Origin of the sequence: Staphylococcus debuckii, from assembly GCF_003718735.1 — a bacterium.
GTDB lineage: Bacteria > Bacillota > Bacilli > Staphylococcales > Staphylococcaceae > Staphylococcus > Staphylococcus debuckii.
Genome location: NZ_CP033460.1, coordinates 2643288 through 2667815, shown reverse-complemented (window position 1 = coordinate 2667815; position 24528 = coordinate 2643288). Strand labels below are relative to the sequence as shown.

The 24528-nt window shown below is 38.5% G+C and carries 25 protein-coding genes; 19 read left to right on the top strand and 6 right to left on the bottom strand.

The genetic code is table 11. From position 1 onward, the window contains the following. Positions 1–149: 149 nt before the first annotated feature. From rpoC to tuf, 6 genes are all read left to right on the top strand, one after another. Positions 150–3761 (top strand): DNA-directed RNA polymerase subunit beta', encoded by a 3612-nt coding sequence (rpoC, locus tag CNQ82_RS12965; protein ID WP_240624954.1) that lies wholly within the window; start codon positions 150–152, stop codon positions 3759–3761. Between the two features lie 217 nt (positions 3762–3978). Continuing rightward, on the top strand, positions 3979–4233 hold the full coding sequence (locus tag CNQ82_RS12960; RefSeq protein WP_123145597.1) for a ribosomal L7Ae/L30e/S12e/Gadd45 family protein: 255 nt from the start codon (positions 3979–3981) through the stop codon (positions 4231–4233). 95 nt (positions 4234–4328) lie between these two features. Then, positions 4329–4742: a 30S ribosomal protein S12 gene (gene rpsL / locus CNQ82_RS12955; protein WP_012664232.1), complete on the top strand. Its 414-nt coding sequence runs from the start codon at positions 4329–4331 to the stop codon at positions 4740–4742. Between the two features lie 70 nt (positions 4743–4812). After that, on the top strand, positions 4813–5283 hold the full coding sequence (gene rpsG, locus CNQ82_RS12950) for a 30S ribosomal protein S7 (protein WP_012664233.1): 471 nt from the start codon (positions 4813–4815) through the stop codon (positions 5281–5283). A gap of 111 nt (positions 5284–5394) precedes the next feature. Then, positions 5395–7476: an elongation factor G gene (fusA, locus tag CNQ82_RS12945; protein ID WP_123145596.1), complete on the top strand. Its 2082-nt coding sequence runs from the start codon at positions 5395–5397 to the stop codon at positions 7474–7476. A gap of 191 nt (positions 7477–7667) precedes the next feature. Further along, the gene (tuf, locus tag CNQ82_RS12940) at positions 7668–8855 is read left to right on the top strand and encodes an elongation factor Tu (protein ID WP_123145595.1); all 1188 of its coding nucleotides are present in this window, start codon (positions 7668–7670) and stop codon (positions 8853–8855) included. Between the two features lie 247 nt (positions 8856–9102). Here the strand turns inward: tuf and CNQ82_RS12935 are convergent, their stop codons facing one another. Further along, a complete protein-coding gene (locus tag CNQ82_RS12935) occupies positions 9103–10284 on the bottom strand; it encodes a M20 family metallopeptidase (protein WP_123145594.1) in 1182 nt (393 codons plus the stop codon). Positions 10285–10478: 194 nt separating this feature from the next. On the opposite strand from CNQ82_RS12935, the gene CNQ82_RS12930 reads away from it, so the two are divergent. Beyond that, positions 10479–11666: a glycine C-acetyltransferase gene (locus tag CNQ82_RS12930; protein ID WP_123145593.1), complete on the top strand. Its 1188-nt coding sequence runs from the start codon at positions 10479–10481 to the stop codon at positions 11664–11666. 77 nt (positions 11667–11743) lie between these two features. Here CNQ82_RS12930 and CNQ82_RS12925 read toward each other — a convergent pair whose 3' ends face one another. Further along, a complete protein-coding gene (locus tag CNQ82_RS12925; RefSeq protein ID WP_123145592.1) occupies positions 11744–12742 on the bottom strand; it encodes a choloylglycine hydrolase family protein in 999 nt (332 codons plus the stop codon). 100 nt (positions 12743–12842) lie between these two features. On the opposite strand from CNQ82_RS12925, the gene CNQ82_RS12920 reads away from it, so the two are divergent. The 8 genes from CNQ82_RS12920 to CNQ82_RS12885 all read left to right on the top strand — a co-directional run bounded on the left by CNQ82_RS12920 (position 12843) and on the right by CNQ82_RS12885 (position 19048). Next, on the top strand, positions 12843–13340 hold the full coding sequence (locus tag CNQ82_RS12920) for a GNAT family N-acetyltransferase (RefSeq protein WP_164711980.1): 498 nt from the start codon (positions 12843–12845) through the stop codon (positions 13338–13340). 15 nt (positions 13341–13355) lie between these two features. Then, on the top strand, positions 13356–13817 hold the full coding sequence (locus tag CNQ82_RS12915; protein ID WP_123145590.1) for a GNAT family N-acetyltransferase: 462 nt from the start codon (positions 13356–13358) through the stop codon (positions 13815–13817). A 209-nt stretch (positions 13818–14026) separates the two neighbouring features. Further along, complete coding sequence (locus tag CNQ82_RS12910) at positions 14027–14989, top strand: L-threonine 3-dehydrogenase (protein ID WP_123145589.1); 963 nt, start codon at positions 14027–14029, stop codon at positions 14987–14989. A gap of 337 nt (positions 14990–15326) precedes the next feature. Beyond that, positions 15327–16406, top strand: coding sequence for a branched-chain amino acid aminotransferase (locus CNQ82_RS12905; protein ID WP_123145588.1), 1080 nt, complete (start codon positions 15327–15329; stop codon positions 16404–16406). A 153-nt stretch (positions 16407–16559) separates the two neighbouring features. Then, on the top strand, positions 16560–16946 hold the full coding sequence (locus CNQ82_RS12900; RefSeq protein ID WP_123145587.1) for a YbaN family protein: 387 nt from the start codon (positions 16560–16562) through the stop codon (positions 16944–16946). 94 nt (positions 16947–17040) lie between these two features. Then, positions 17041–17763, top strand: a complete 723-nt coding sequence (locus CNQ82_RS12895) for an HAD family hydrolase (protein ID WP_206125365.1) — start codon at positions 17041–17043, stop codon at positions 17761–17763. 40 nt (positions 17764–17803) lie between these two features. Then, positions 17804–18211, top strand: coding sequence for a hypothetical protein (locus CNQ82_RS12890; RefSeq protein ID WP_123145586.1), 408 nt, complete (start codon positions 17804–17806; stop codon positions 18209–18211). Between the two features lie 24 nt (positions 18212–18235). After that, positions 18236–19048, top strand: coding sequence for an HAD-IIB family hydrolase (locus CNQ82_RS12885; RefSeq protein ID WP_123145585.1), 813 nt, complete (start codon positions 18236–18238; stop codon positions 19046–19048). A gap of 46 nt (positions 19049–19094) precedes the next feature. Here the strand turns inward: CNQ82_RS12885 and CNQ82_RS12880 are convergent, their stop codons facing one another. Further along, entirely contained in the window at positions 19095–19757 is a 663-nt protein-coding gene (locus CNQ82_RS12880) for a deoxynucleoside kinase (RefSeq protein ID WP_095106829.1), read from the bottom strand. Further along, positions 19750–20367 carry a deoxynucleoside kinase gene (locus CNQ82_RS12875; RefSeq protein ID WP_123145584.1) on the bottom strand — a complete coding sequence of 206 codons (618 nt, stop codon included), beginning with the start codon at positions 20365–20367 and terminating at the stop codon, positions 19750–19752. The genes CNQ82_RS12880 and CNQ82_RS12875 overlap by 8 nt, the downstream gene beginning before the upstream one ends. Positions 20368–20431: 64 nt before the next feature. Here CNQ82_RS12875 and tadA point away from each other — a divergent pair, with 64 nt between their 5' ends. The 4 genes from tadA (at position 20432) to CNQ82_RS12855 (ending at position 23038) form a co-directional block, all read left to right on the top strand. Further along, positions 20432–20920 carry a tRNA adenosine(34) deaminase TadA gene (gene tadA, locus CNQ82_RS12870; protein ID WP_123145583.1) on the top strand — a complete coding sequence of 163 codons (489 nt, stop codon included), beginning with the start codon at positions 20432–20434 and terminating at the stop codon, positions 20918–20920. Between the two features lie 73 nt (positions 20921–20993). Further along, complete coding sequence (locus tag CNQ82_RS12865) at positions 20994–21293, top strand: hypothetical protein (RefSeq protein ID WP_123145582.1); 300 nt, start codon at positions 20994–20996, stop codon at positions 21291–21293. A 215-nt stretch (positions 21294–21508) separates the two neighbouring features. Continuing rightward, complete coding sequence (locus CNQ82_RS12860; RefSeq protein ID WP_123145581.1) at positions 21509–22387, top strand: Cof-type HAD-IIB family hydrolase; 879 nt, start codon at positions 21509–21511, stop codon at positions 22385–22387. 84 nt (positions 22388–22471) lie between these two features. Next, complete coding sequence (locus CNQ82_RS12855) at positions 22472–23038, top strand: NADPH-dependent FMN reductase (protein ID WP_123145580.1); 567 nt, start codon at positions 22472–22474, stop codon at positions 23036–23038. A 255-nt stretch (positions 23039–23293) separates the two neighbouring features. Here the strand turns inward: CNQ82_RS12855 and hxlB are convergent, their stop codons facing one another. Next, a complete protein-coding gene (gene hxlB / locus CNQ82_RS12850) occupies positions 23294–23839 on the bottom strand; it encodes a 6-phospho-3-hexuloisomerase (protein WP_123145579.1) in 546 nt (181 codons plus the stop codon). A gap of 3 nt (positions 23840–23842) precedes the next feature. Next, complete coding sequence (gene hxlA, locus CNQ82_RS12845) at positions 23843–24475, bottom strand: 3-hexulose-6-phosphate synthase (RefSeq protein ID WP_012664254.1); 633 nt, start codon at positions 24473–24475, stop codon at positions 23843–23845. Between the last annotated feature and the right edge of the window lie 53 nt (positions 24476–24528).

Sequence of the window (24528 nt, the reverse complement as noted above, 5' to 3'; positions counted from 1 at the left end):
GCATTAGGCAATGTCACTGGAAAATCCATACATTGTCTATATGCACCTTGAATATTTTTCATTTTATTGATCATTTATCAATCAAATAGCACAGCTAATCTAAATTGAAGGAGGTAGGCTCCTTGATTGATGTAAATAATTTCCATTATATGAAAATCGGCCTTGCTTCACCTGAAAAGATTCGTTCTTGGTCGTATGGTGAGGTTAAGAAACCTGAAACTATCAACTATCGTACTTTAAAACCTGAAAAAGATGGTTTGTTCTGTGAAAGAATTTTCGGACCTACAAAAGATTGGGAATGTAGTTGCGGTAAGTATAAACGCGTGCGTTATAAAGGCATGGTTTGTGACCGTTGTGGTGTAGAAGTAACTAAATCTAAAGTACGTCGTGAAAGAATGGGCCATATTGAGCTAGCGGCTCCTGTATCACATATTTGGTACTTTAAAGGTATTCCAAGTCGTATGGGACTATTATTAGATATGTCTCCTAGATCATTAGAAGAAGTTATCTATTTTGCTTCTTACGTGGTTGTAGACCCAGGTCCAACTGGTTTAGAGAAAAAATCATTGCTTTCTGAAGCAGAATACAGAGAATACTATGATAAATATCCTGGTCAATTCGTTGCTAAAATGGGCGCTGAAGGTATTAAAGACTTACTAGCAGAAATCGATTTAGATGAAGAATTGAAAGAATTGCGTACTGAATTAGAATCAGCTACTGGCCAAAGATTGACACGTGCAATCAAACGTTTAGAAGTAGTTGAATCATTCAGAAACTCAGGTAACGATCCTTCATGGATGATTTTGGATGTACTTCCAATTATTCCTCCAGAAATTCGTCCAATGGTACAATTAGACGGCGGACGTTTTGCAACAAGTGACTTGAACGACTTATATCGTCGTGTTATCAACCGTAACAACCGTTTGAAACGTTTATTAGACTTAGGTGCTCCTGGCATCATTGTTCAAAACGAAAAACGTATGTTGCAAGAAGCAGTTGATGCTTTAATCGATAACGGTCGTCGCGGTCGTCCAGTTACAGGCCCAGGTAACCGTCCATTAAAATCACTTTCACATATGTTGAAAGGTAAACAAGGACGTTTCCGTCAAAACTTATTAGGTAAACGTGTTGACTATTCAGGCCGTTCAGTTATCGCAGTAGGACCAAGCTTGAAAATGTATCAATGTGGTCTGCCTAAAGAAATGGCGTTAGAATTATTCAAACCTTTCGTTATGAAAGAATTAGTTCAACGCGAAATTGCGACAAATATCAAAAATGCTAAAAGTAAAATTGAACGCATGGAAGATGAAGTGTGGGATGTTTTAGAAGATGTTATCAAAGAACACCCAGTTCTATTAAACCGTGCGCCTACTTTACACAGATTAGGTATCCAAGCTTTCGAACCTACATTGGTTGAAGGCCGTGCCATTCGTTTGCATCCATTGGTAACAACAGCATATAACGCTGACTTCGATGGTGACCAAATGGCGGTACACGTACCTTTATCTAAAGAAGCACAAGCAGAAGCACGTATGTTGATGCTTGCAGCTCAAAACATCTTGAACCCTAAAGACGGTAAACCAGTAGTTACACCATCACAAGATATGGTATTAGGTAACTATTACCTTACTTTAGAACGTAAAGATGCAGTGAATACTGGAGCTATCTTTAATAACACAAATGAAGTCTTAAAAGCCTACCAAAACGGTTATGTGCACTTACACACACGTATCGGACTTCATGCAGGTTCATTAAACAACCCAACATTTACTGCAGAACAAAACAATAAAATTCTTACAACTTCAGTTGGTAAAGTTATTTTCAATGAAATCATTCCAGATTCATTTGCATATATTAACGAACCAACACAATCAAACTTAGAAGATAAAACTCCCGATAAATATTTCGTAAGTGCTACTGAACTTGGTGAAGGCGGCTTGAAAGAGTACTTTGCTGAACAAGAATTAGTAGAACCATTTAATAAAAAATTCTTAGGAAATATTATCGCCGAAGTCTTCAATCGTTTCAGCATTACTGATACTTCTATGATGCTTGACCGTATGAAAGACTTAGGTTTCAAATATTCTTCTAAAGCCGGTATTACTGTTGGTGTATCTGACATCATCGTATTACCAGATAAACAAGAAATTTTAGACGAGCATGAAAAATTAGTTGAACGTGTTCAAAAACAATATAATCGTGGTTTAATCACTGAAGATGAACGTTACAATGCTGTCATTGAAATTTGGACAGATGCTAAGGATGAAATTCAAAGTCGATTGATGAAATCCTTAGAGAAAACTAACCCAATCTTCATGATGAGTGACTCTGGTGCCCGTGGTAACGCATCTAACTTTACTCAGTTAGCCGGTATGCGTGGTTTAATGGCTGCACCATCAGGTAAAATTATCGAAATGCCTATCACATCTTCATTCCGTGAAGGTTTAACAGTATTAGAGTACTTTATCTCTACTCACGGTGCGCGTAAAGGTCTTGCCGATACAGCACTTAAAACTGCCGATTCAGGTTACCTTACACGTCGTTTGGTTGACGTTGCTCAAGACGTTATTGTTCGTGAAGAAGATTGCGGAACTGACCGCGGCTTACTTGTTTCTGATATCAAAGAAGGCACAGAAATGATTGAACCATTCATCGAACGTATTGAAGGACGTTATTCTAAAGAGACAGTTCGTCACCCTGAAACAGATGAAGTATTAGTAGAACCTGATCAATTGATTACACCAGAAATTGCAAAACGTATTACAGATGCAGGTATTGAGCAAATGTATATCCGTTCAGCATTTACATGTAACACACGTCATGGTGTTTGTGAAAAATGTTATGGTAAAAACCTTGCAACTGGTGAAAAAGTTGAAGTTGGTGAAGCAGTCGGTACAATCGCTGCACAATCTATCGGTGAACCAGGTACACAACTTACAATGCGTACCTTCCATACAGGTGGGGTAGCCGGAAGCGATATCACACAAGGTCTTCCACGTATTCAAGAGATCTTCGAAGCACGTAACCCTAAAGGTCAAGCAGTTATTACTGACATTGAAGGTACAGTAGAAGATATTAAACTTGCGAAAGACCGTCAACAAGAAATCGTGATTAAAGGTGCTAACGAAACAAGATCTTATCTTGCTTCAGGTACATCACGCTTGAAAGTTGAAAAAGGACAACACGTTGAACGTGGTGAAGTCTTGACAGAAGGTTCAATCGAGCCTAAGAACTATTTAGCAGTAGCTGGTTTAAATGCTACAGAAAGCTACTTGCTTAAAGAAGTTCAAAAAGTTTACCGTATGCAAGGTGTTGAAATCGACGATAAACACGTTGAAGTAATGGTACGTCAAATGTTACGTAAAGTTCGTATTATCGAAGCTGGCGATACTAAATTATTACCAGGTTCACTTGTGGACATCCACAACTTTACTGATGCGAACCGCGAAGCATTCAAAGAACGCAAACGTCCAGCAACTGCTAAACCAGTATTGCTTGGTATTACTAAAGCGTCTCTTGAAACAGAAAGCTTCTTATCTGCTGCATCATTCCAAGAAACAACTCGTGTTCTTACAGATGCTGCAATCAAAGGTAAACGTGACGACTTGCTCGGCCTTAAAGAAAACGTTATTATCGGTAAATTAATTCCAGCTGGTACAGGCATGAGACGTTATAGCGAAGCTAAATACGACAAACATGTCGATCCAATGGTAGAAGAAGCAATCGAAGAACTTGCTGAATCTAACACACCACAACAATAATATAATGAATATCTTAAATTAAGCCGATGCTGCTTTTCTCTCATCAGAAAAGTTGTATCGGCTTTTCTGATAAATTATCGCTAAAATCGTTTGACTTACAGTGCAAATTTGTTAAGATAAGAAAAGTGAGCAATATGATAACAATAGTGTTGACGAACCCTATGATAAGTGTTATTATAGTTAAGGTTGATGCAAGCAGAACTTTGGAGGATAGTCAATGTCTAATGAAAAAGTTGCACGCTTTAACAAACACCATAGTGTTGTTGGTTTAAGAGAGACGCTCAAAGCGCTCGATAAAAACCAAGTTACATCATTGATTATTGCTCAAGACGTTGAAGTCTATTTGCTTTCAGACGTATTAAGTAAGATCAATCATAGCGAAATGCCTGTTTCTTTTTTCGAAAGTAAGAAAGCTTTAGGAAAATATGCAGGTATCAACGTAGATGCAGCTGTTGTTGCTCTATTGAAATGAGAAATAGTAAGTGTATGCTTACTAAATTTTATTTACTTTAAAAATGAACCACCTGGATGTGTGGGATTATAAAACAGGAGAGGAGGACATCTTAAATGCCAACTATTAACCAATTAGTGCGCAAACCTAGAAAAAGCAAAGCGAAGAAATCAGATTCACCTGCTTTGAACAAAGGTTTCAATAGTATGAAAAAACAATTTACTGACTTGAACTCACCACAAAAACGTGGCGTATGTACTCGTGTTGGTACAATGACACCTAAAAAACCTAACTCAGCATTACGTAAATATGCTCGTGTTCGTTTGTCAAACAACATCGAAATCAACGCATATATCCCTGGTATCGGCCATAACTTGCAAGAACACAGTGTTGTACTTGTACGTGGAGGTCGTGTAAAAGACTTACCTGGTGTGCGTTACCATATCGTTCGTGGTGCACTTGATACTTCAGGTGTTGAAGGTCGTATGCAAAGCCGTTCATTATACGGTACAAAACGTCCTAAAAAATAAGTTTAAGATTGCGTAAATTTTCGAGATAAATTGTGAGATTATACTATAATATGAAGGGAGGACTCTGATTATGCCTCGTAAAGGATCAGTACCAAAAAGAGACGTTTTACCAGATCCAATTCACAACTCTAAGTTAGTGACTAAATTGATTAACAAAATCATGTTAGACGGTAAACGCGGAACAGCTCAAAGAATTCTTTATTCAGCATTCGACATCGTTCAAGAACGTAGTGGTCGTGATGCAATTGAAGTATTCGAAGAAGCTATCAACAACATTATGCCAGTATTAGAAGTTAAAGCTCGCCGTGTAGGTGGCTCTAACTACCAAGTACCAGTAGAAGTTCGTCCAGAACGTCGTACTACTTTAGGTTTACGTTGGTTAGTTAACTATTCACGTCTTCGTGGTGAAAAAACTATGGAAGAACGTTTAGCTAACGAAATCTTAGATGCAGCTAACAATACAGGTGGCGCAGTTAAGAAACGTGAAGATACTCATAAAATGGCTGAAGCTAACAAAGCATTCGCACATTATCGCTGGTAAGATTAACGGTTTAACCCTGAGCGTGTTCAACTTGGTACATCCAAAGGCATGCTTAGGGCATCGCCATATCAAAGTATTTACTCAGTAATTACTGGAAGGAGAAACAATACAATGGCTAGAGACTTTTCTTTGGAAAAAACTCGTAACATTGGTATCATGGCTCACATTGACGCTGGTAAAACTACAACTACTGAACGTATCTTGTACTATACTGGTCGTATCCATAAAATTGGTGAAACTCACGAAGGGGCTTCACAAATGGACTGGATGGAACAAGAACAAGACCGTGGTATCACTATCACATCAGCAGCAACAACTGCTCAATGGCATGATTATCGTGTAAACATCATCGACACACCAGGACACGTAGACTTCACAGTTGAAGTTGAACGTTCTTTACGTGTACTTGATGGTGCTGTAACAGTACTTGATGCACAATCAGGTGTTGAACCACAAACTGAAACAGTTTGGCGCCAAGCAACAACTTATGGTGTTCCACGTATCGTATTCGTTAACAAAATGGACAAATTAGGTGCAAACTTCGAATATTCAGTAAGCACTTTGCATGACCGTTTACAAGCGAATGCACAACCGATTCAATTACCAATCGGTGCAGAAGACGAATTTGAAGCAATCATTGATTTAGTAACAATGAAATGCTACCAATATAACGGCGACTTCGGTGAAGAAGTTGTTGAAATTGAAATTCCAGATGACTATAAAGACAAAGCTGCAGAAGCTCGTGAATCATTGATCGAATCTGTTGCTGAAGCTAATGAAGAATTAATGGAAAAATACCTTGAAGGTGAAGAAATCACTATTGATGAATTGAAAGCAGCAATCCGTCAAGCTACTTTGGATATTGAATTCTATCCTGTACTTTGCGGTACTGCATTCAAAAACAAAGGTGTTCAATTAATGTTAGACGCAGTAATTGACTACTTACCTTCACCATTAGATGTTAAAGCTATCGTTGGTCATCATGCTGACAACCCTGATGAAGAAGTTGTCGCACCACCTGATGATGATGCAGATTTCGCTGCATTAGCATTTAAAGTTATGACTGACCCATATGTTGGTAAATTAACATTCTTCCGTGTGTACTCTGGTACTTTAAACTCAGGTTCATACGTTAAAAACTCTACTAAAGACAAACGTGAACGTGTAGGTCGTTTATTACAAATGCACGCTAACACTCGTAAAGAAATCAGCACAGTTTATTCAGGAGATATCGCTGCTGCGGTAGGTCTTAAAGAAACTGGTACTGGTGATACTTTATGCGGTGAGAAAAATGACATTATCTTGGAATCAATGGAATTCCCAGAACCTGTTATTCACTTGTCAGTAGAACCAAAATCTAAAGCTGACCAAGATAAAATGACTCAAGCTTTAGTTAAACTACAAGAAGAAGACCCAACATTCCATGCTCACACTGATGAAGAAACTGGACAAGTTATCATCGGCGGTATGGGTGAACTTCACTTAGATATCCTTGTAGACCGTATGAAAAAAGAATTTAACGTTGAAGCTAACGTTGGTGCGCCAATGGTTTCATACCGTGAAACATTCAAAACACCAGCTAAAGTTCAAGGTAAATTCTCTCGTCAATCTGGTGGTCGTGGTCAATATGGTGATGTTCATATTGAATTCACACCTAACGAAGTCGGCGCTGGTTTCGAATTCGAAAACGCTATCGTCGGTGGTGTAGTTCCTCGTGAATATATCCCATCAGTTGAAGCTGGTCTTAAAGATGCTATGGAAAACGGTGTAGTAGCTGGTTATCCATTAATCGACGTTAAAGCTAAGCTTTACGATGGTTCTTACCATGATGTCGATTCATCTGAAATGGCCTTCAAAATCGCTGCTTCATTAGCGCTTAAAGAAGCTGCTAAAGTTGCAGATCCAGTAATCTTAGAACCAATGATGAAAGTAGAAATCTTAATGCCTGAAGAATACATGGGTGACATCATGGGTGACGTAACATCTCGTCGTGGACGCGTAGATGGTATGGAAGCTCGCGGTAACGCTCAAATGGTTCGTGCATTCGTTCCACTTTCAGAAATGTTCGGTTACGCAACTTCATTACGTTCTAACACTCAAGGTCGCGGAACTTACACTATGTACTTCGATCATTATGAAGAGGTACCAAAATCAATTGCAGAAGATATCATCAAGAAAAATAAAGGTGAATAATCGTATTTATCTTTAGGTTCACAGCCAAGAATTCTTTGGCAGGGTTCCTGAATTGATTTTTTCATGCAAATGCTTTATAAAGGAATTAGTCCTTTACACAACACAACAATAGTGCTCTCATGATGGTGAGAAACTATCATGAGAGATAAAAATTAAAATAACTTTTTATTAAGAAGAGGAGAGATTTCATAATGGCTAAAGAAAAATTCGATCGCTCAAAAGAACATGCCAATATTGGTACTATCGGTCACGTTGACCATGGTAAAACAACTTTAACAGCTGCAATTGCAACTGTATTAGCAAAAAATGGTGACACTGTAGCACAATCATATGACATGATTGACAACGCTCCAGAAGAAAAAGAACGTGGTATTACAATCAATACTTCACACATCGAGTATCAAACTGACAAACGTCACTATGCTCACGTTGACTGCCCAGGACACGCTGACTATGTTAAAAACATGATCACTGGTGCTGCTCAAATGGACGGCGGTATCTTAGTAGTATCTGCTGCAGATGGTCCAATGCCACAAACTCGTGAACACATCTTGTTATCACGTAACGTTGGTGTACCAGCTTTAGTTGTATTCTTAAACAAAGCTGACATGGTTGACGACGAAGAATTATTAGAATTAGTTGAAATGGAAGTTCGTGACTTATTATCTGAATATGACTTCCCTGGTGACGATGTACCAGTTATCGTTGGTTCTGCATTGAAAGCTTTAGAAGGCGATGCTGAATACGAACAAAGAATCTTAGACTTAATGCAAGCAGTTGATGACTACATTCCAACTCCAGAACGTGACTCTGATAAACCATTCATGATGCCAGTTGAGGACGTATTCTCAATCACTGGTCGTGGTACTGTTGCTACAGGCCGTGTTGAACGTGGTCAAATCAAAGTCGGTGAAGAAGTTGAAATCATCGGTATCACTGAAGAAAGCATGAAAACTACAGTTACAGGTGTAGAAATGTTCCGTAAATTATTAGACTACGCTGAAGCTGGTGACAACATTGGTGCTTTATTACGTGGTGTTGCACGTGAAGACGTACAACGTGGACAAGTATTAGCAGCTCCTGGCTCTATTACTCCACACACTAAATTTAAAGCTGATGTTTATGTTTTATCTAAAGACGAAGGTGGACGTCATACTCCATTCTTCTCTAACTACCGCCCACAATTCTACTTCCGTACTACTGACGTAACAGGCGTTGTTAACTTACCAGAAGGTACTGAAATGGTTATGCCTGGCGATAACGTAGAAATGACTGTTGAATTGATTGCTCCAATCGCAATCGAAGACGGTACTCGTTTCTCTATCCGTGAAGGTGGACGTACTGTAGGATCAGGCGTTGTTACTGAAATCCAACAATAATTTCAGCTCAACAATAGTTGATGCTTAATATTAGAGAGCTCCTCATTGAGGGGCTCTTTTTTTATGGAAAAAATTAAGGGAGCGGGACATAATAATGTCTCAGCTCCTCTCTTTGAATTAGCGGTAGCTATCTGAATAGAAAGTACGCTTGTTCCAAGCTTTTTTCTATTCTAGTTAGCCTTGCCGGGGCAGAACGACGAAATAATTTCAACCAAAAAATATTTCTGTCCCGCTCCCTATATCATTTTTATAATCTTTCAGGCTTTAAAACTTCTTCCAATTCTAATATCTTTAAAAACTCACTTGCCGCATATTTCATCGCCGCTTCATCAATATCAAAATAGGGACTATGATGAGGGTGGTCAGTACCTTTCTTATGGTTACCGCAACCTGTTAAAAAGAAAGCGCCCGGACGCACGCGTTGATAGGCTGAAAAGTCTTCTCCGACCATCATCATATCTGCTTTAGTAAAGCGTAAATTTAAATCATCTGCCGCTTCTTTTACAATTTCATAAGCTTGCGGATTATTGTGCACAGGTACATATCCACGTTCGTAATCTAATTTATATTCGATATCATTAGCGACTGCTAAGCCTTGCAGCAACTTATCCAACTTCGTCATAATATGATTTTGAATTTCTGCATCAAATGTCCGTACTGTGCCTTTACAAACTGCTGAGTCAGGAATAACACTATCTGATGACCCTGCTTGAATCATGCCGAATGTCACAACAGCCTGTTTAACAGGATCCACCGTACGCGAGACGATTTTTTGAGCACTTAAAATAAATTCAGCCAAGATGACAATAGGGTCAATCGTTTCATGCGGTTTGGCTCCATGCCCTCCTTTTCCAGTAATCTTAATCGTAAACTCGTCAGGAGAAGCCATCATAGCACCAGGACGAGAATAGATTATTCCTGTTGGGTAGCCACTCCATAAATGATTGCCGTAAACACGGTCGACACCTTCTAAACAGCCGTCATCAATCATTTGTTGCGCTCCTCCAGGCACAATCTCTTCGCCATATTGGAAAATCAAAACAACGTTGCCATTTAAATACGCGAGATGTTCATTAATCACTTCCGCTACACCTAATAAAATAGCAGTATGTCCATCGTGACCACATGCGTGCATACATCCTTCATTTTTAGAACGATAAGGTTTGTCATTCAGTTCTGTAATTGGTAATGCATCGAAATCAGCACGCAATGCAACTGTAGGTCCATCTCCTTGTCCCTTGAAGGTCGCGACAATGCCATTTTTACCGACAGGACGACGAATCTCGCATGAAAGCTGTTCTAACTGATTCACAATATAATCATGTGTATGACTTTCTTCAAAAGAAAGCTCGGGGTACTGGTGCAGGTGTCGTCTAATTTGAATCATTGTTTTTTCTTTATCATGTGCAAGCTGATACCAGTTAATCATTGGTTTCAACCCCTTCATTAAAGTATAGATATACATATTATAGCACGTAGCCAAGGCAATAAACCTTATCCATTAAAAGGTGAATAATTTAAAGAATTACAATTTATAGCAGGTTAATGATTCGCAGCTTTTATATTCTAAAAAAATAGGTTATGATAGATGTGAATTTATTTAAACAAGGGGGATTCACTTAAATGGTGCAATCATTACACAGTTTTCTTGATGAAAACATTCAATACTTAAAAGATAATGGTCTTTATAATGAAATCGATACAGTTGAAGGGGCGAATGGGCCGGAAATTACAATTGATGGTAAACGTTATATCAACTTATCTTCTAATAACTACTTAGGATTGGCAACGAATGAGGACTTGAAACAAGTTGCGAAAGACGCAGTAGACAAATATGGTGTCGGCGCAGGGGCTGTGCGTTCGATCAATGGTACGTTAGACATCCATGATGAATTAGAACAAACCTTAGCAGAATTCAAAGGCACAGAAGCTGCCATTGCATACCAATCAGGCTTTAACTGTAACATGGCAGCTATTTCAGCGGTAATGAATAAAAATGATGCGATTTTATCAGATGAATTGAATCACGCTTCAATTATTGATGGTTGCCGTTTGTCTAAAGCTAAAATTATTCGTGTTAATCACTCTGATATGGATGACTTACGAAAAAAAGCAAAAGAAGCAGTAGAATCAGGTCAATATAATAAAGTAATGTATATCACAGACGGTGTCTTCAGTATGGATGGCGATGTTGCAAAATTACCTGAAATCGTTGAAATCGCAGAAGAATACGGCTTGATTACTTATGTTGATGACGCACATGGATCAGGAGTGATGGGTAAAGGCGCAGGTACCGTAAAACATTTCGGCTTACAAGATAAAATCGACTTCCAAATCGGTACATTATCTAAAGCTATAGGGGTAGTAGGCGGTTATGTCGCAGGTACTCAAGAATTAATCGACTGGTTGAAAGTGCAATCACGTCCATTCCTATTCTCAACTTCATTAACACCAGAATCTTCAGCAGCGATTATTGCAGCCGTAAGAAAGTTAATGAACTCTACTGAATTACATGATAAATTATGGGATAATGCCAATTATTTAAAAGAAGGCTTGAAAAAGTTAGGCTACGATATTGGTGCCTCTGAAACACCAATCACTCCAGTAATTATTGGAGATGAAAAGAAAACACAAGAATTCAGCAAACGTTTAAAAGATGAAGGCGTTTATGTGAAATCTATCGCATTCCCAACAGTACCTCGCGGAACTGGACGAGTACGTAATATGCCTACAGCAGCGCATACTAAAGAGATGCTAGATGAAGCATTAAATGCGTACGAAAAAGTAGGAAAAGAGTTAGGCGTTATTTAATAAAACATGAGAAGAGGGAGCTGCGACATTAATTTGTCTCAGTTCCCTCTTTTTCTGCGCTCTATACTTATTAATTTTTAAGCGTCTGCCTCTTCTTCATTTAGATTTGAAAATCTCAATTTAGGTTTCACAGTATAAGACTTCGGTTCTTCTGCTGTTAACAACTCCTCAGTTAATTCAATCGTATAAACATCAGAACCGTAATAATCACGATAGTAGTACTTCAATTTGCTGCAATTCATTACACACTGATATTGAGTGTAATGCGGTTTGCCTTCATCTAAAATAATCCCGCGTGGCACGCTCACGGTATCTAACAATTTAAACATATTATTCAATCGTTTATTGTCATCTTCAGTATCTTCAATAAATTGACGGAAATAAGCAGCCCGTACAAAGCGTGCGGGAGAAGTGTAACCGCCAGGCAGATGTTCAGTGCCTGCTTCTACTCCGATAGGCTCGATATGTTTCATACCTAATAATTGAGGCGCCGGGGCTTCTACATTAAATGTGGTATGTTGGCGTAAGTTCTGATAATGCCACTCTAAGCTAGGATTATTAGTTAAGACTTGAACCGGATTATCTTGGACGACGAGTTGGCCATCCACTGGTGTGATAACGACACTTTGACCAGTTTGATCTGTAACGATGAAATGTAATGGCGGTACTTTATCTAAAGTTGGGTTCACTTGCTTGAGCAAGCGGACTGTATCGATATTTTCCTTCATATCGTGAATGGATGCATTCATGCCTAAGAACCACACAATAAATTCTTCTGGTTCTAAATTAATATTATTAGAAGATGTCGAAGTCGCATAAGAAGCTTCTCCTGAATAATATAAAACGGCAATGGACAAGCCTTGTTCATTAATGCCATCCGCAAATACGACACCATTTACCGTCATCGCCGTGCCCACAAATCCATAATCGAAGTTGAATGTACGGCCATTCGCAGTTTCCCATTCATAACCGCGTGGCATAACCTTAGGAAAAGAATTTAATTGAAAAGCAAAATCCATGGTACGTGCAAGATAATCTGCATCATAATCTGAAGTAAAAGTAAAACTTGTACACATGATAGCGTCCCCCTGAATATGTATTCAATAAAAGAAATTGTTAAAATCATGATAACATAGAGACAAATCAATAAGCGACTAAATAAGGGGGCGTATGATAGTGGAAATACGTGAGTTAGAAATAACAGATGAGGCTGCTTTTGATGCTTATATCAAATCATGGGAAAAAGAACCAATCGTACCGACTGCCATAGATCCTAAGCGTTATGCTTCGTACAGAGAGCTGGTTTCTGAATTGAAACAGCGTACTTTAAATAAAGAATGGGTTCCAAATACGACACTTTTTCTTTTGGTTAAAGATAAAATTATTGGTTCAGTCAACATAAGACATCATCTCAATGAGCATTTAAAACGTATCGGAGGTCATATCGGTTATGGCGTTCGTCCTGACTATCGAAGACAAGGCTATGCGAAGAGTTTGTTGAAAGCAGGACTTGAATTTTTAAATCAACATGGTGTCCCTAATGCACTTGTGACATGCGATAAAAGTAATATTGCTTCTGCTAAAACGATATTAGCTTTTCATACGCAAGAATTAGAAAGTGTAGTTATAGATGGAGAAACAGTAAGAAGGTTTCTAGTCTCAACGGATCAATAAAAGAAGGTGAAAGTAATGGAAATAAAAGTATGTAGAGATGCTGCCGTTTTAGCAAGATTGAATGAAGCGGTCCATAGCTTGCATGCCAAGGCTTATCCGGATATTTTTAAGCCTTTTAATTATTTAGACAGCTTAGATTTCTTTCAAAAGTTATTAGAAAGAGAAGATCAGTATTTCTACGCAGTATATCAAGGTACAGAAGCTATCGGTTATATTTGGTTTCAAATTATCTCATTAATGGAAACTCCTTTTCGTTACGGAATGAAGTCGTTGTATATTCACCAATTAAGTATTGAAGCAGAATATCGTCAACAAGGACATGGTCACGCTTTGATGACCTTTGCGGAAACTTTTGCTCAGCAGCAGGGATGCCAAACGGTAGAGTTAGATTATTGGGATAAGAATCTTTCTGCAGCTTTCTTTTATGAAAAAGAAGGTTATGAAAATTTACGTCAGTATAGTCGCAAAATATTATAATGCTTCAAAAAAAGGATGAAAACGAAAGTAAAATTAATTTCTAGATGAAAAATTGCAATTTTAAATGTAAGCGCTTTACTTATTTTTGTACGTATGGTATATACAATAGTAAGGAATTATAGTAGAATATATACAAATAATGACAGAATGTACATCTCAGAAATACACCATGTTTATTTACTACGAACTTTTTTGAGGGGATGAATGGCATGGAAAGAATTATGATTACTGGCGCACTTGGCCAAATCGGTACGGAACTTGTATTGAAATGTCGTGAGATTTATGGAGAAGAGAATGTTTTGGCTACGGATATCAGAGAGCCGGAAGCGGATTCTCCAATTAAGGATGGACCGTTTGCGCTTTTAGATGTTACAGATATCAATCGTATGGAAGAAGTTGCAGCAGAATTCAAACCTGATGCGATGATGCATATGGCGGCACTTTTATCTGCTACAGCAGAAAAGAATCCGTTATTAGCTTGGAATATTAACATGGGTGGATTGGTCAATGCTTTAGAGGTTGCACGTGAGTATAACTTGCAATTCTTTACACCAAGTTCAATTGGCGCATTTGGACCTACAACTCCTAAAGATAAAACGCCAGCATTAACGATTCAACGTCCAACTTCAATGTATGGGGTCAATAAAGTTTCGGGTGAATTGTTATGTGAATATTATAATAGTAAATTTGGCGTCGACACACGCAGCGTACGTTTCCCTGGCTTGATTTCTTACGTTAAAGAACCAGGCGGCGGCACAACAGATTATGCAGTAGAAATTTATTTCGAAGCTTTGCGTAATGGCAAATATACAAGCTTTATCGATAAAGGCACATATATGGATATGATGTTTATGGACGATGCCATTGATGCTATTATCAAGTTGATGGAAGCGGATGGAGACAAGATTAAACATCGCTGTGCTTATAATTTAAGCGGTATGAGCTTTGAACCAGAAGAAATTGCGGAATCCATCCGTAAACATATTCCTGATTTCGAAATGAATTACGATGTCGATCCAGTGCGTCAAGGTATTGCTGATAGCTGGCCAGACCGTATCGATGTCAGCTGTTCTGCAGACGAATGGGGATTCAAACCTCAATATGACTTAGACGCAATGACAGTAGCGATGTTAGAAGGTATTCAAGAGAAAGACGCTGCCACACAACATTAAGGCTTATTGAGTCATTACACAGTAACTTGTGAAAAGAGGGTACAAGTTTCTAAAATAGACGAGTTGGATATAACAAAATATAAATTAAAGACAGGCAATGTAGTATTTCTTGTGAGGGCTTAGAAATATTATGTGCCTGTCTTTTTGTTAAAGTCTTAAAGAGAACCGCTTCCGTTTGCATTCCCGCAGTGCATATAGAATAATGATAGGGCTTTAAAGGGTTCAAATTATAGTAGTGTTTTTTAAATTTTCTAAAAACTCATTGAATACCGCGAGCGAGATTGCTATAATTTGAGTGTTAACACTTTATTAAGTATTTATTATAGGAGGCACAATCATGTCAGAAAAAGTAAAATTCGAAAAACGTGAAGAATTAAAACAAAAACCAGATCCGAAAAATTTAGGGTTTGGTCAACACTTCACAGATTACATGTTAAGTTATGACTACGATAGCGAAAAAGGCGGTTGGCATGATTTGAAGATTACACCTTATGCACCGATTGAATTAGATCCGGCTGCACAAGGGCTTCATTATGGTCAACTTGTATTCGAAGGTTTGAAAGCTTATAAACACAATGGGGAAGTTGTGTTATTCAGACCTGATCAAAACTTCGCGCGTATCAATCAATCACTCGATCGTTTAGAAATGCCTCAAATTGATGAAGAAGAGTTATTAGAAGGCTTGAAACAATTAGTAGACGTTGAACGCGATTGGGTACCAGAAGGAGAAGGACAATCTTTATATATCCGTCCATTTGTCTTCGCGACTGAAGCAGGATTAGGTGTTCACCCTGCAAATAACTACAAATTATTAATTATCTTATCACCATCTGGTTCTTATTACGGCGGAGATTCATTGAAACCGACACGTATCTATGTCGAAGATGAATATGTACGTGCCGTACGCGGTGGCGTAGGTTTCGCTAAAGTTGCAGGTAACTATGCAGCTAGCTTACTATCACAATCTAATGCCAACGAACAAGGCTATGACCAAGTATTGTGGTTAGATGGTGTAGAACGTAAATATATTGAAGAAGTCGGCAGTATGAATATCTTCTTCGTAGAAAACGGTAAATTAGTAACACCTCAGTTAAACGGTAGTATCTTACCAGGTATTACACGTAAAACAGTTATCGCCTTAGCTAAAGAATTAGGTTACGAAGTAGAAGAACGTCATATCTCTATTGATGAATTATTAGAGTCTTATGATAAAGGTGAATTAGAAGAAGTCTTCGGAACAGGTACAGCTGCAGTTATTTCACCAGTGGGTACTTTAAAATACGAAGACCGTGAAATCACAATCAATAATAATGAAACGGGTCCAATTACTCAACGTCTATACGATGAATACACTGGTATTCAAAGCGGTAAATTAGACGACCCACAAGGTTGGAGAGTCGTAGTTCCAGAATATTAAGCACAAGTTTTAAATACTTTATAAATAGAGGATGGAACATCTTTTGAAGTTGAAACAGGTCAGAAGCTGCTCGTGACAGCAGATGGCCTGTTTTTTTCTTTCGCAGCAGTTTTTTGCTATAATTGAAATCAATTATCAATTAGAGGTGCTTGAATGAAATATTTGCTCATTACACTCGGCCTTATCTTCGCTGTCGTAGGATTTATAGGCATTGTCGTCCCTTTATTGCCGACCACGCCATTTTTATTACTAGCTGCGTTGTGCTTTTCCAGAAGTTCGGAAAAATTCAACCATTGGTTGGTCAACACGAAGATTTACGATGAATATGTGGAAAGCTTCAAAAGAGACAGAGGATTTACTTTAAAGAAAAAGTTTAAAATCCTAATAAGCTTATATATTCTTATGGGATTTTCCATTTTGATTATCAATAACTTTTATATTCGAATCACTTTGCTGGTTATGGTCATCATTCAAACGGTCGTCCTATTTACCTTTGTAAGAACCTTGCCGAATAATCCCTCAGAAAAGGGAAAAGAATAAATATAAGTGTTATATCAAAGAGAGCATCCGAACATTAGGGTTCAGATGTGCTCATACAAAAAACGAAAGTAAACAGAAAGAAGTGTGTTAACAGATGGCTTTGAAATGGATATTATTTGATAAAGATGGTACGTTGATTGACTTTGATATGAGTTGGATGAAAGTCGGCATTCAAATGGTCGATGAATTTGTAGAACGCTATATTTCTCCTGAAAATGCAGAGCATGCTTATAAAACTTTAGGGGTAGATAAAGAACAAGATCAAGTATTGCCAGGTACTCCAATGGCATGCGGTTCTTTAGATGAGATTATTCAGAACTTCAATGCTTTAGCCGGAGAAGATGTATCCGAGTGGACACGGCAAACCAGCCAATACTTGATAGACCACCGCGTTCCGGAAATTAAATGGATTGAAGGCATGACAGATGCACTCGATACACTTAAAGATGCTGGTTTTCAAATCGGCATTCTTACCAGTGATACGAAAAAAGGGACAGAACAATTCATTGAAGCCACAAACACAGAGGCCTTCTTTGACTTCATTATATCAACCGAAGCCAACGCTGCAGAGAAACCTAATCCAGAAGTACTGCGACCGCTCTTTGACCATGCACCTGACTTGAAGGCAGACGAAATTGCAATCGTCGGCGATTCGCCAAACGATATTCAAACTGCAATTAACGCAGAATTAGGCCTTTCAATTGGCGTATTGACCGGAGTAGGCCAAGAGCACGAATTGCAGCACGCAGATTACGTCGTGCAGTCAGCTCCCGAAGCTGTAGAAATTTTGGAAAAGAAAAACGGGAGAGAAGCATAACTGTTAACAGCAGTTCTTTTTGAAAACAGAGGTGAATGAAATGGCAGACCAACGCACCATAGTAGATGGACGTTACGCAGAATATCAAGGAGAAGTCTTTCGGGTACTGAATGATTTCGGTTCTAAATTAAAATTAGTGACAGAAAATCCGAAAGCAGCCGCGTTAGGATTCGACGTGCAAACCACCAAACATACGACGCATACGCTTTATTATAAAGAGGTCAAACGCACAGAGGTCGAGGCGCTGTATGAGATTAAACATGAAGCCCGTTATGGCGGCACGTTGTTTGATTTGTATTATGATGCACAAGGACAAAGTTATATTGGAACTAGCGAAGCGGATAAAGCGGAAGCGTACGGTTTGAAAGAAACAGATGAAGATTATTACAGCAAACCTGTGGAAGAAGATGACTATGAACCAGTGATTTATCGTAATGATTTAGAGTAGTTCACTTTAAAGGAGGATACGACGATGAAACATCACTTAATTCTATTTGACTTTGACGAAACTTATTATAAACATGCGACGACAAAAGAAGATATTCCCGATTTACGTGATTTAGAAGAGACGCTTACACAAGCGGTGAAAGAAGATGGCGTCATTACAGCATTCTTATCTGGCAGTATTTTTCCGAATATCTTGAAGAAAATGGAAAAAGCTGAGATGGAATTCAAACCGCAATATATCTTTTCAGATTTATGTTCTCAGATGTATCAATTAGATGATCAAGGTGAGTATCAAGAATATAAAGAATATGAAGAAGCGGTTTCTGAAGCACCTTTCACTAAAGAAAAAGTCGATGAAATTATTGATAACTTTGAACAAAAGTATGATGTGAAACTTCAACCGCAACGAGAATATAGAGATAAAGAAACTTTGTACGAATATTATTTTGATTCACAAGGTGACCAAGATGAAGATATAAAAATGTTAGAGAATTTGCAGAAAGAAGCGGCCTCTTATGATTATGCAGTTCATTTCAATAAGACGAATCCGTTAGCCGGAGACCCTGAAGATGCTTATGATGTGAACTTCACGCCTAAGAATGCCGGCAAGTTATTCGCAGTGAAATATTTGCTGGATTTATTTGATATTCCAGCATCTGAAGTCTTAGGATTTGGAGATAGCGGTAATGATGAAACTTATTTAAGCTATATCGGACATCCATTCGTCATGTCTAACAGTACAGATGATGAAATGAAAGCACAGTTTCCAAATACTAAATATGAATATTACCACGGTTTGAATGATGAAGTAAAGAAATATTTAAAAGAAATAAAATAGACTAAATTAAAAAGCAATGAGAATGTCTTTTCTCATTGCTTTATATTTATCTCGGATCGACTTCACGATGTATTTTAATAATATTAGCGATTTTATCTAATACAGGATCAAGTGTATCTAAACTTTCGTGCAAATCATATTCATTAATGTTAACGCGCACGACAGGACAAGCATTGAAGTTATAAATCCACTCATCGTAACGGCGGAATAATTTCTTCCAATACTCAGGATCTGTATCAATTTCCATTTGACGGCCACGTTGATGGATACGATCAATCACTTCATCATAATCACACTCTAGATATACTAAAACGTCTGGTTTAGGGAAATAAGGTGTCATAACCATCGCATCAAAGAGTTGAGAGTAGGTTTTGAAGTCTTCTTGAGACATCGTACCTTGTTCTTCATGCATTTTTGCGAAGATATCAACGTCTTCATAAATGGAACGGTCTTGGATGAAACCGCCGCCGTATTCAAACATACGCTTTTGTTCTTTAAAACGTTCAGCTAAGAAATAAATTTGCAGATGAAAACTCCAACGTTCGAAGTCATCATAGAATTTATCTAAATAAGGGTTATGGTCCACATTTTCAAAAGAAGTGCGGAAATTTAATTTTTTTGCAAGGGCGCGTGTCAGACTAGACTTGCCGACGCCTACGGTACCTGCAATTGTAATCACTGCATCTTGAGGGATACCGTAATTATTCATGTGTTGTGCCTCCTATCATTGCTTGAACAATGTTTAATATCTGTGCGTAATCATCAGGATGATTGACGAAATCAAGTTCCGTAGTATCAATCCATTTGGCTTGTTTACCTTGTGCTTTTAAAGATTGATAGAATTCCCAATACGCTTGTTTTAAATTTAATAAATAGTCATCTTCAATTTGATGTTCGAAACTACGATTACGTTTGGCAATGCGTTGTTTCAGAACTTCTAAATCAGCATCTAGAAAAATCACCACATTCGGCATTATTAAATCTTCAGTTAATATTTTGTAAATGCGGCTGAATTTATCAAATTCTGTATCCGTCAAAGTTTGACGAGCAAAGATTTTATTTTTAAAAATATGATAATCACTGACAATACCAGCAGTCTGCTGCTCAAGATCTTGAACTTGCTTGTATCTGTTGCATAAAAAGAACATTTCAGTTTGAAAACTCCAAGTTGAGATATCCTCATAGAAATCAGAGAGAAATGGATTTTCATCCACAATTTCTTGAGCTTCATGATAGTCCAGTGTGTCGCTCAAATAGTGCGCCAAAGTAGATTTTCCTACTCCTATAGGACCTTCTATGGCAATATAAGGTTGATTCATAAACAACACTCCAAGTGTTAAAATAGACAATAGTTATTGTATCACAAGGCAGGAGATAGAACATATGACTACAGATGAAAATTATATGAAATTTGCATTAGAAGAAGCAGCAAAAGCAGAACGTATCGGTGAAGTGCCGATTGGTGCAGTAATAGTGAAAAATGGTGAAGTGATTGCGCGTGCTCATAATTTACGCGAAACGGCACAGCAGCCGACTGCACATGCGGAACACATTGCAATTGAGAGGGCCGCTGAAGCAGTAGGCAGTTGGCGTTTAGAAGATTGTACATTATATGTGACTTTGGAACCTTGTGTCATGTGTTCAGGTGCTATCGTCATGAGTCGGATTCCGCGTGTAGTGTATGGGGCTGCTGATCCAAAAGGTGGATGCAGCGGCAGCTTGATGGATTTATTGCAAGAACCGCGTTTCAATCATCGTGCTGAAGTGGTCAGTGGGGTATTGGAAGAAGAATGCAGCCAATTGCTTAAACACTTTTTTAAACAGTTGCGAGACAAGAAGAAATTAATGAAAAAATCTACAGAAAACGAATAAATTTGCGTGGTATAATTACAATAAAAATAACGTTATAGCTTATAAAAATCACATCTTGAGAGGGTTATGCATCATGAATTCGACAATTTTCAGCATTGTATTTATCGCGTTTATATGTACACTTTTGGATCAAGGCTTTAAAACTATTTCTAAACGTACCACGGTGATTTGCGGGGTACTCGTAATTGTGTCGTGCATCAATGTTTTTGTACCCAATGTTGTTTTGAAAATATTGGTAGCCATCGGTTTGATTTCATACTTTTGGGCAACTTGGTCAGACCGCAAATTATTAACACCGCAACCTACAGTTTGGCGGTTTGTATTTATGGCGATTGTGTACCTTGTTTTAATCGTATTATTATTTGCTAAATAAAGCGAAATGACGACATAACTTAATAAATCAGTCAAGCAGACGATAGAAATATAGGCCGATAATTTGGTAGAATAGCAAGTGAACTATAGGCTGGCGCGCGTATTTGGCCAACCAAACTGCAAAGGCACTTTTGACTGCTTTTCAGCTCTCCAAAGTTTTCTTTTTCAAAAAATTAAATTTCTGCAAGTTAAAGACAATAGAAATGAGGTAAAGTCATGATTAAATTGATTGCAACTGATATGGATGGTACTTTATTAAATGCGGGACATGAGGTCTCTGAGGAAAATATCCAAGCGATTAAAGCAGCGCAGGATCAAGGGATTACTGTGGTTATCGCGACTGGACGTGCGTTCTATGAAGCGAGTTCTCCGATTGAACCTACAGGCTTGAAGGTGCCTTATATCTGCTTGAATGGTGCGGAAGTGCGTGATGAATCATTTGATATTATGCATACTTCTAGTTTGAATAGAGAGATGATTGAACAAATCACGGATGTATTGAATCAAGACGATGTGTATTATCAAGTGTATACGAATTTCGGTATTTATACGGAGGATCCTCAGAAAGACTTGGATATTTATATTGATATCGCGGAGCATGCGGGTCAGAAAGCGGATGTGGAAAAGATTCGCAATCATATCCAGCATCGTATCGATCAAGGAACGTTGAAAGTGGTAGATAATTATGATCAAATCACTGGTCGACGCGGCGAAATTGTAATGAAGATTCTTGCTTATGATGCGGATGTTGAGAAAATTGAACGTGTCAGCAAGCAGTTAGCGCAACATTCTAATTTGGCAATTTCATCGTCAGCTCGCGGTAATATTGAAATTACCAATGCTTATGCGCAAAAAGGGATTGCGCTTGAAGAGATTGCGAGACAGCTGGGCATCGAGATGAAAGATGTGATGGCGATCGGCGACAATATGAATGATGTGTCGATGTTAGAACGTGTCGGTTATCCGGTTGCGATGGAAAATGCGATTCCTGAAGTGAAGGAATATGCGAAAGATATTACGGATACTAACGAACATAGTGGTGTCGGCAAAGCAATCAATAAAATGCTGGTAGAAAATCAGAAGCATGAAGGATAAGTCGCTAAAGTGCGAGCATACAGTGGGGTAAAGGCGCCCACTTGAAGAGAGTCAATTTGAAAATATATTATGAGGTGAAATATTATGAAAGGCTTAATTATTGTAGGAAGTGCACGTGTGAATTCACATACGAACGCGCTTGCGCAATACTTAAAAGGACAACTAGAAGAGAAAGATGTTGAAACAGAAATCTTTGATTTGGCAGATCAGCCGATTCATACATTAGATGTGTCAGGAGCGAGCAACCCGCCTGATGCATATAAGCGCAATGTCGAAGCGTTGCAGAAGAAGGCACGTGAAGCGGACTTTATTATTTTAGGTACGCCGAACTATCATGGTTCTTACTCTGGTATCTTGAAAAATGCACTCGATCATTTAACAATGGACGATTTCAAAATGAAGCCTGTTGGTTTAATGGGTAATAGCGGCGGTATTGTCAGTGCAGAACCATTATCACACTTGCGCTTAATCGTGCGTACTTTACTTGGTATTGCGGTGCCGACACAAATCGCTACGCATGATTCAGACTTCGGTAAACTCGACGACGGCTCTTTCTATTTACAAGACGAAGAATTCCAATTACGTTCACGTTTATTCGTAGAGCAAATCGTGTCCTTCGCAGAAAGCCGTCCATACGAACATTTAAAATAATAGTGAAGCGGTGCAGAAATGATGCTGTTGCATTGTCTGTTGCCAACTTAGAAAGCAAGGATTGGAACTATTTAGATGTTCCAGTCCTTTTTTTCTTGAGATTTTTTGGGAAAAGAAAGCTTTAGAGAGAAGGTGTGATGAGAAGAGTAGTTCTTGAGGGGAGAGGCGAGGGAGTATGTGGCGGAGTTTCAGGCTATCCATAGAAAAAAGGCTAGAACATTTTTCATGTCCCAGCCTTCAACTTATCAAAATATTTTACTCTAAATTCGCATGATTTTCCTGCATTGCCGTTTCATCAATATTGAAATCCTGCATGAAATCCAACACAACGGCATCCAAGAAAAGTTGTGCAGATTGTTCAAACAAACTGCCGAGCGGCTGTTCCGAACCTTCTGCATCATATTTCGTACCGGCCGGTAATTCGATAACCGTATCGGCAAGTTCACCGATTTTAGAATCGGGTTGAGTGGTAATCAAGGCTACTTTAGCGCCTTCACCTTTGGCTTTTTCAGCAAGCAGACGTAAATGTTCTGTACTGCCCGAACCTGAAATCACGATGAACAAGTCGCCTTCATGAATCGAAGGCGTTGTAATGCCTCCGATAATGAAAGCAGGTTGTTCAAGCTGATTCAAACGCATCGTAAAGCCGTTTGCGACAAAGCCTGAGCGGCCTTTGCCGGCTACGAAAACATGCTTGGCATCTTTCACAGCCTGTTCAAAGTTTTCAACATCTTCATCTTTGACATTGGATAAAGTCGTTTTCAACTCGTCCAAAATCAATGGATATTGTAGTTTGGCCATAGATTATTCACCCTTAACTGCGTCGCGGCAAGCTTTCGCAGCTTCTACAGGATCGTCAGCGTTTGCAATACCGCCACCAACGATAACTAAATCCGGACCTTCAGCTACGATATCTTTGATAGTATCCGGTTTGATTCCGCCGGCAACCGCAACTTTAGAATTTTTGATAACAGATTTAACTTTGTGCAAGTCTTCTAATGGAGATTTGCCTTCTGCTTGCAAGTCATAACCAATGTGTACTGCGATATAGTCAGCACCCATTTCATCCAATTCTTTCGCACGTTTTTCGATATCTTGCACTGCAATCATATCGACTAATAATTGTTTGTCGTTTTTGTGTGCTTCTTCGATGGCAGCTTTGATTGATGCGTCTTCAGCCACACCTAAGATAGTTACTACGTCAGCGCCGAATTTAACTGCTTGGCTGACTTCGTAATCTGCAGCGTCCATAATTTTCATATCTGCAAGCACTTTAACACCGTCAATATGCTCGTCCATGTATTGTACTGATGGCAAGCCTTCGTTATATATGATAGGAGTACCGATTTCTACGATATCAACATAATCTTTTACTTTATTAGCTAATTCTGCCGCTTCTTCTTTATTTAATAAATCAATTGCTAATTGTAGTTCCAAAATGATTCATCCCTTCATATTTTAATATTTTTTAATACGAGTTCACGATAAAT

Coding starts and splice junctions, on each gene's coding strand:
- rpoC (WP_240624954.1), top strand. CDS start 150: ATGAAAATCGGCCTTGCTTCACCTGAAAAGATTCGTTCTTGGTCGTAT.
- CNQ82_RS12960 (WP_123145597.1), top strand. CDS start 3,979: ATGTCTAATGAAAAAGTTGCACGCTTTAACAAACACCATAGTGTTGTT.
- rpsL (WP_012664232.1), top strand. CDS start 4,329: ATGCCAACTATTAACCAATTAGTGCGCAAACCTAGAAAAAGCAAAGCG.
- rpsG (WP_012664233.1), top strand. CDS start 4,813: ATGCCTCGTAAAGGATCAGTACCAAAAAGAGACGTTTTACCAGATCCA.
- fusA (WP_123145596.1), top strand. CDS start 5,395: ATGGCTAGAGACTTTTCTTTGGAAAAAACTCGTAACATTGGTATCATG.
- tuf (WP_123145595.1), top strand. CDS start 7,668: ATGGCTAAAGAAAAATTCGATCGCTCAAAAGAACATGCCAATATTGGT.
- CNQ82_RS12935 (WP_123145594.1), bottom strand. CDS start 10,284: ATGATTAACTGGTATCAGCTTGCACATGATAAAGAAAAAACAATGATT.
- CNQ82_RS12930 (WP_123145593.1), top strand. CDS start 10,479: ATGGTGCAATCATTACACAGTTTTCTTGATGAAAACATTCAATACTTA.
- CNQ82_RS12925 (WP_123145592.1), bottom strand. CDS start 12,742: ATGTGTACAAGTTTTACTTTTACTTCAGATTATGATGCAGATTATCTT.
- CNQ82_RS12915 (WP_123145590.1), top strand. CDS start 13,356: ATGGAAATAAAAGTATGTAGAGATGCTGCCGTTTTAGCAAGATTGAAT.
- CNQ82_RS12910 (WP_123145589.1), top strand. CDS start 14,027: ATGGAAAGAATTATGATTACTGGCGCACTTGGCCAAATCGGTACGGAA.
- CNQ82_RS12905 (WP_123145588.1), top strand. CDS start 15,327: ATGTCAGAAAAAGTAAAATTCGAAAAACGTGAAGAATTAAAACAAAAA.
- CNQ82_RS12900 (WP_123145587.1), top strand. CDS start 16,560: ATGAAATATTTGCTCATTACACTCGGCCTTATCTTCGCTGTCGTAGGA.
- CNQ82_RS12895 (WP_206125365.1), top strand. CDS start 17,041: ATGGCTTTGAAATGGATATTATTTGATAAAGATGGTACGTTGATTGAC.
- CNQ82_RS12890 (WP_123145586.1), top strand. CDS start 17,804: ATGGCAGACCAACGCACCATAGTAGATGGACGTTACGCAGAATATCAA.
- CNQ82_RS12885 (WP_123145585.1), top strand. CDS start 18,236: ATGAAACATCACTTAATTCTATTTGACTTTGACGAAACTTATTATAAA.
- CNQ82_RS12880 (WP_095106829.1), bottom strand. CDS start 19,757: ATGAATAATTACGGTATCCCTCAAGATGCAGTGATTACAATTGCAGGT.
- CNQ82_RS12875 (WP_123145584.1), bottom strand. CDS start 20,367: ATGAATCAACCTTATATTGCCATAGAAGGTCCTATAGGAGTAGGAAAA.
- tadA (WP_123145583.1), top strand. CDS start 20,432: ATGACTACAGATGAAAATTATATGAAATTTGCATTAGAAGAAGCAGCA.
- CNQ82_RS12865 (WP_123145582.1), top strand. CDS start 20,994: ATGAATTCGACAATTTTCAGCATTGTATTTATCGCGTTTATATGTACA.
- CNQ82_RS12860 (WP_123145581.1), top strand. CDS start 21,509: ATGATTAAATTGATTGCAACTGATATGGATGGTACTTTATTAAATGCG.
- CNQ82_RS12855 (WP_123145580.1), top strand. CDS start 22,472: ATGAAAGGCTTAATTATTGTAGGAAGTGCACGTGTGAATTCACATACG.
- hxlB (WP_123145579.1), bottom strand. CDS start 23,839: ATGGCCAAACTACAATATCCATTGATTTTGGACGAGTTGAAAACGACT.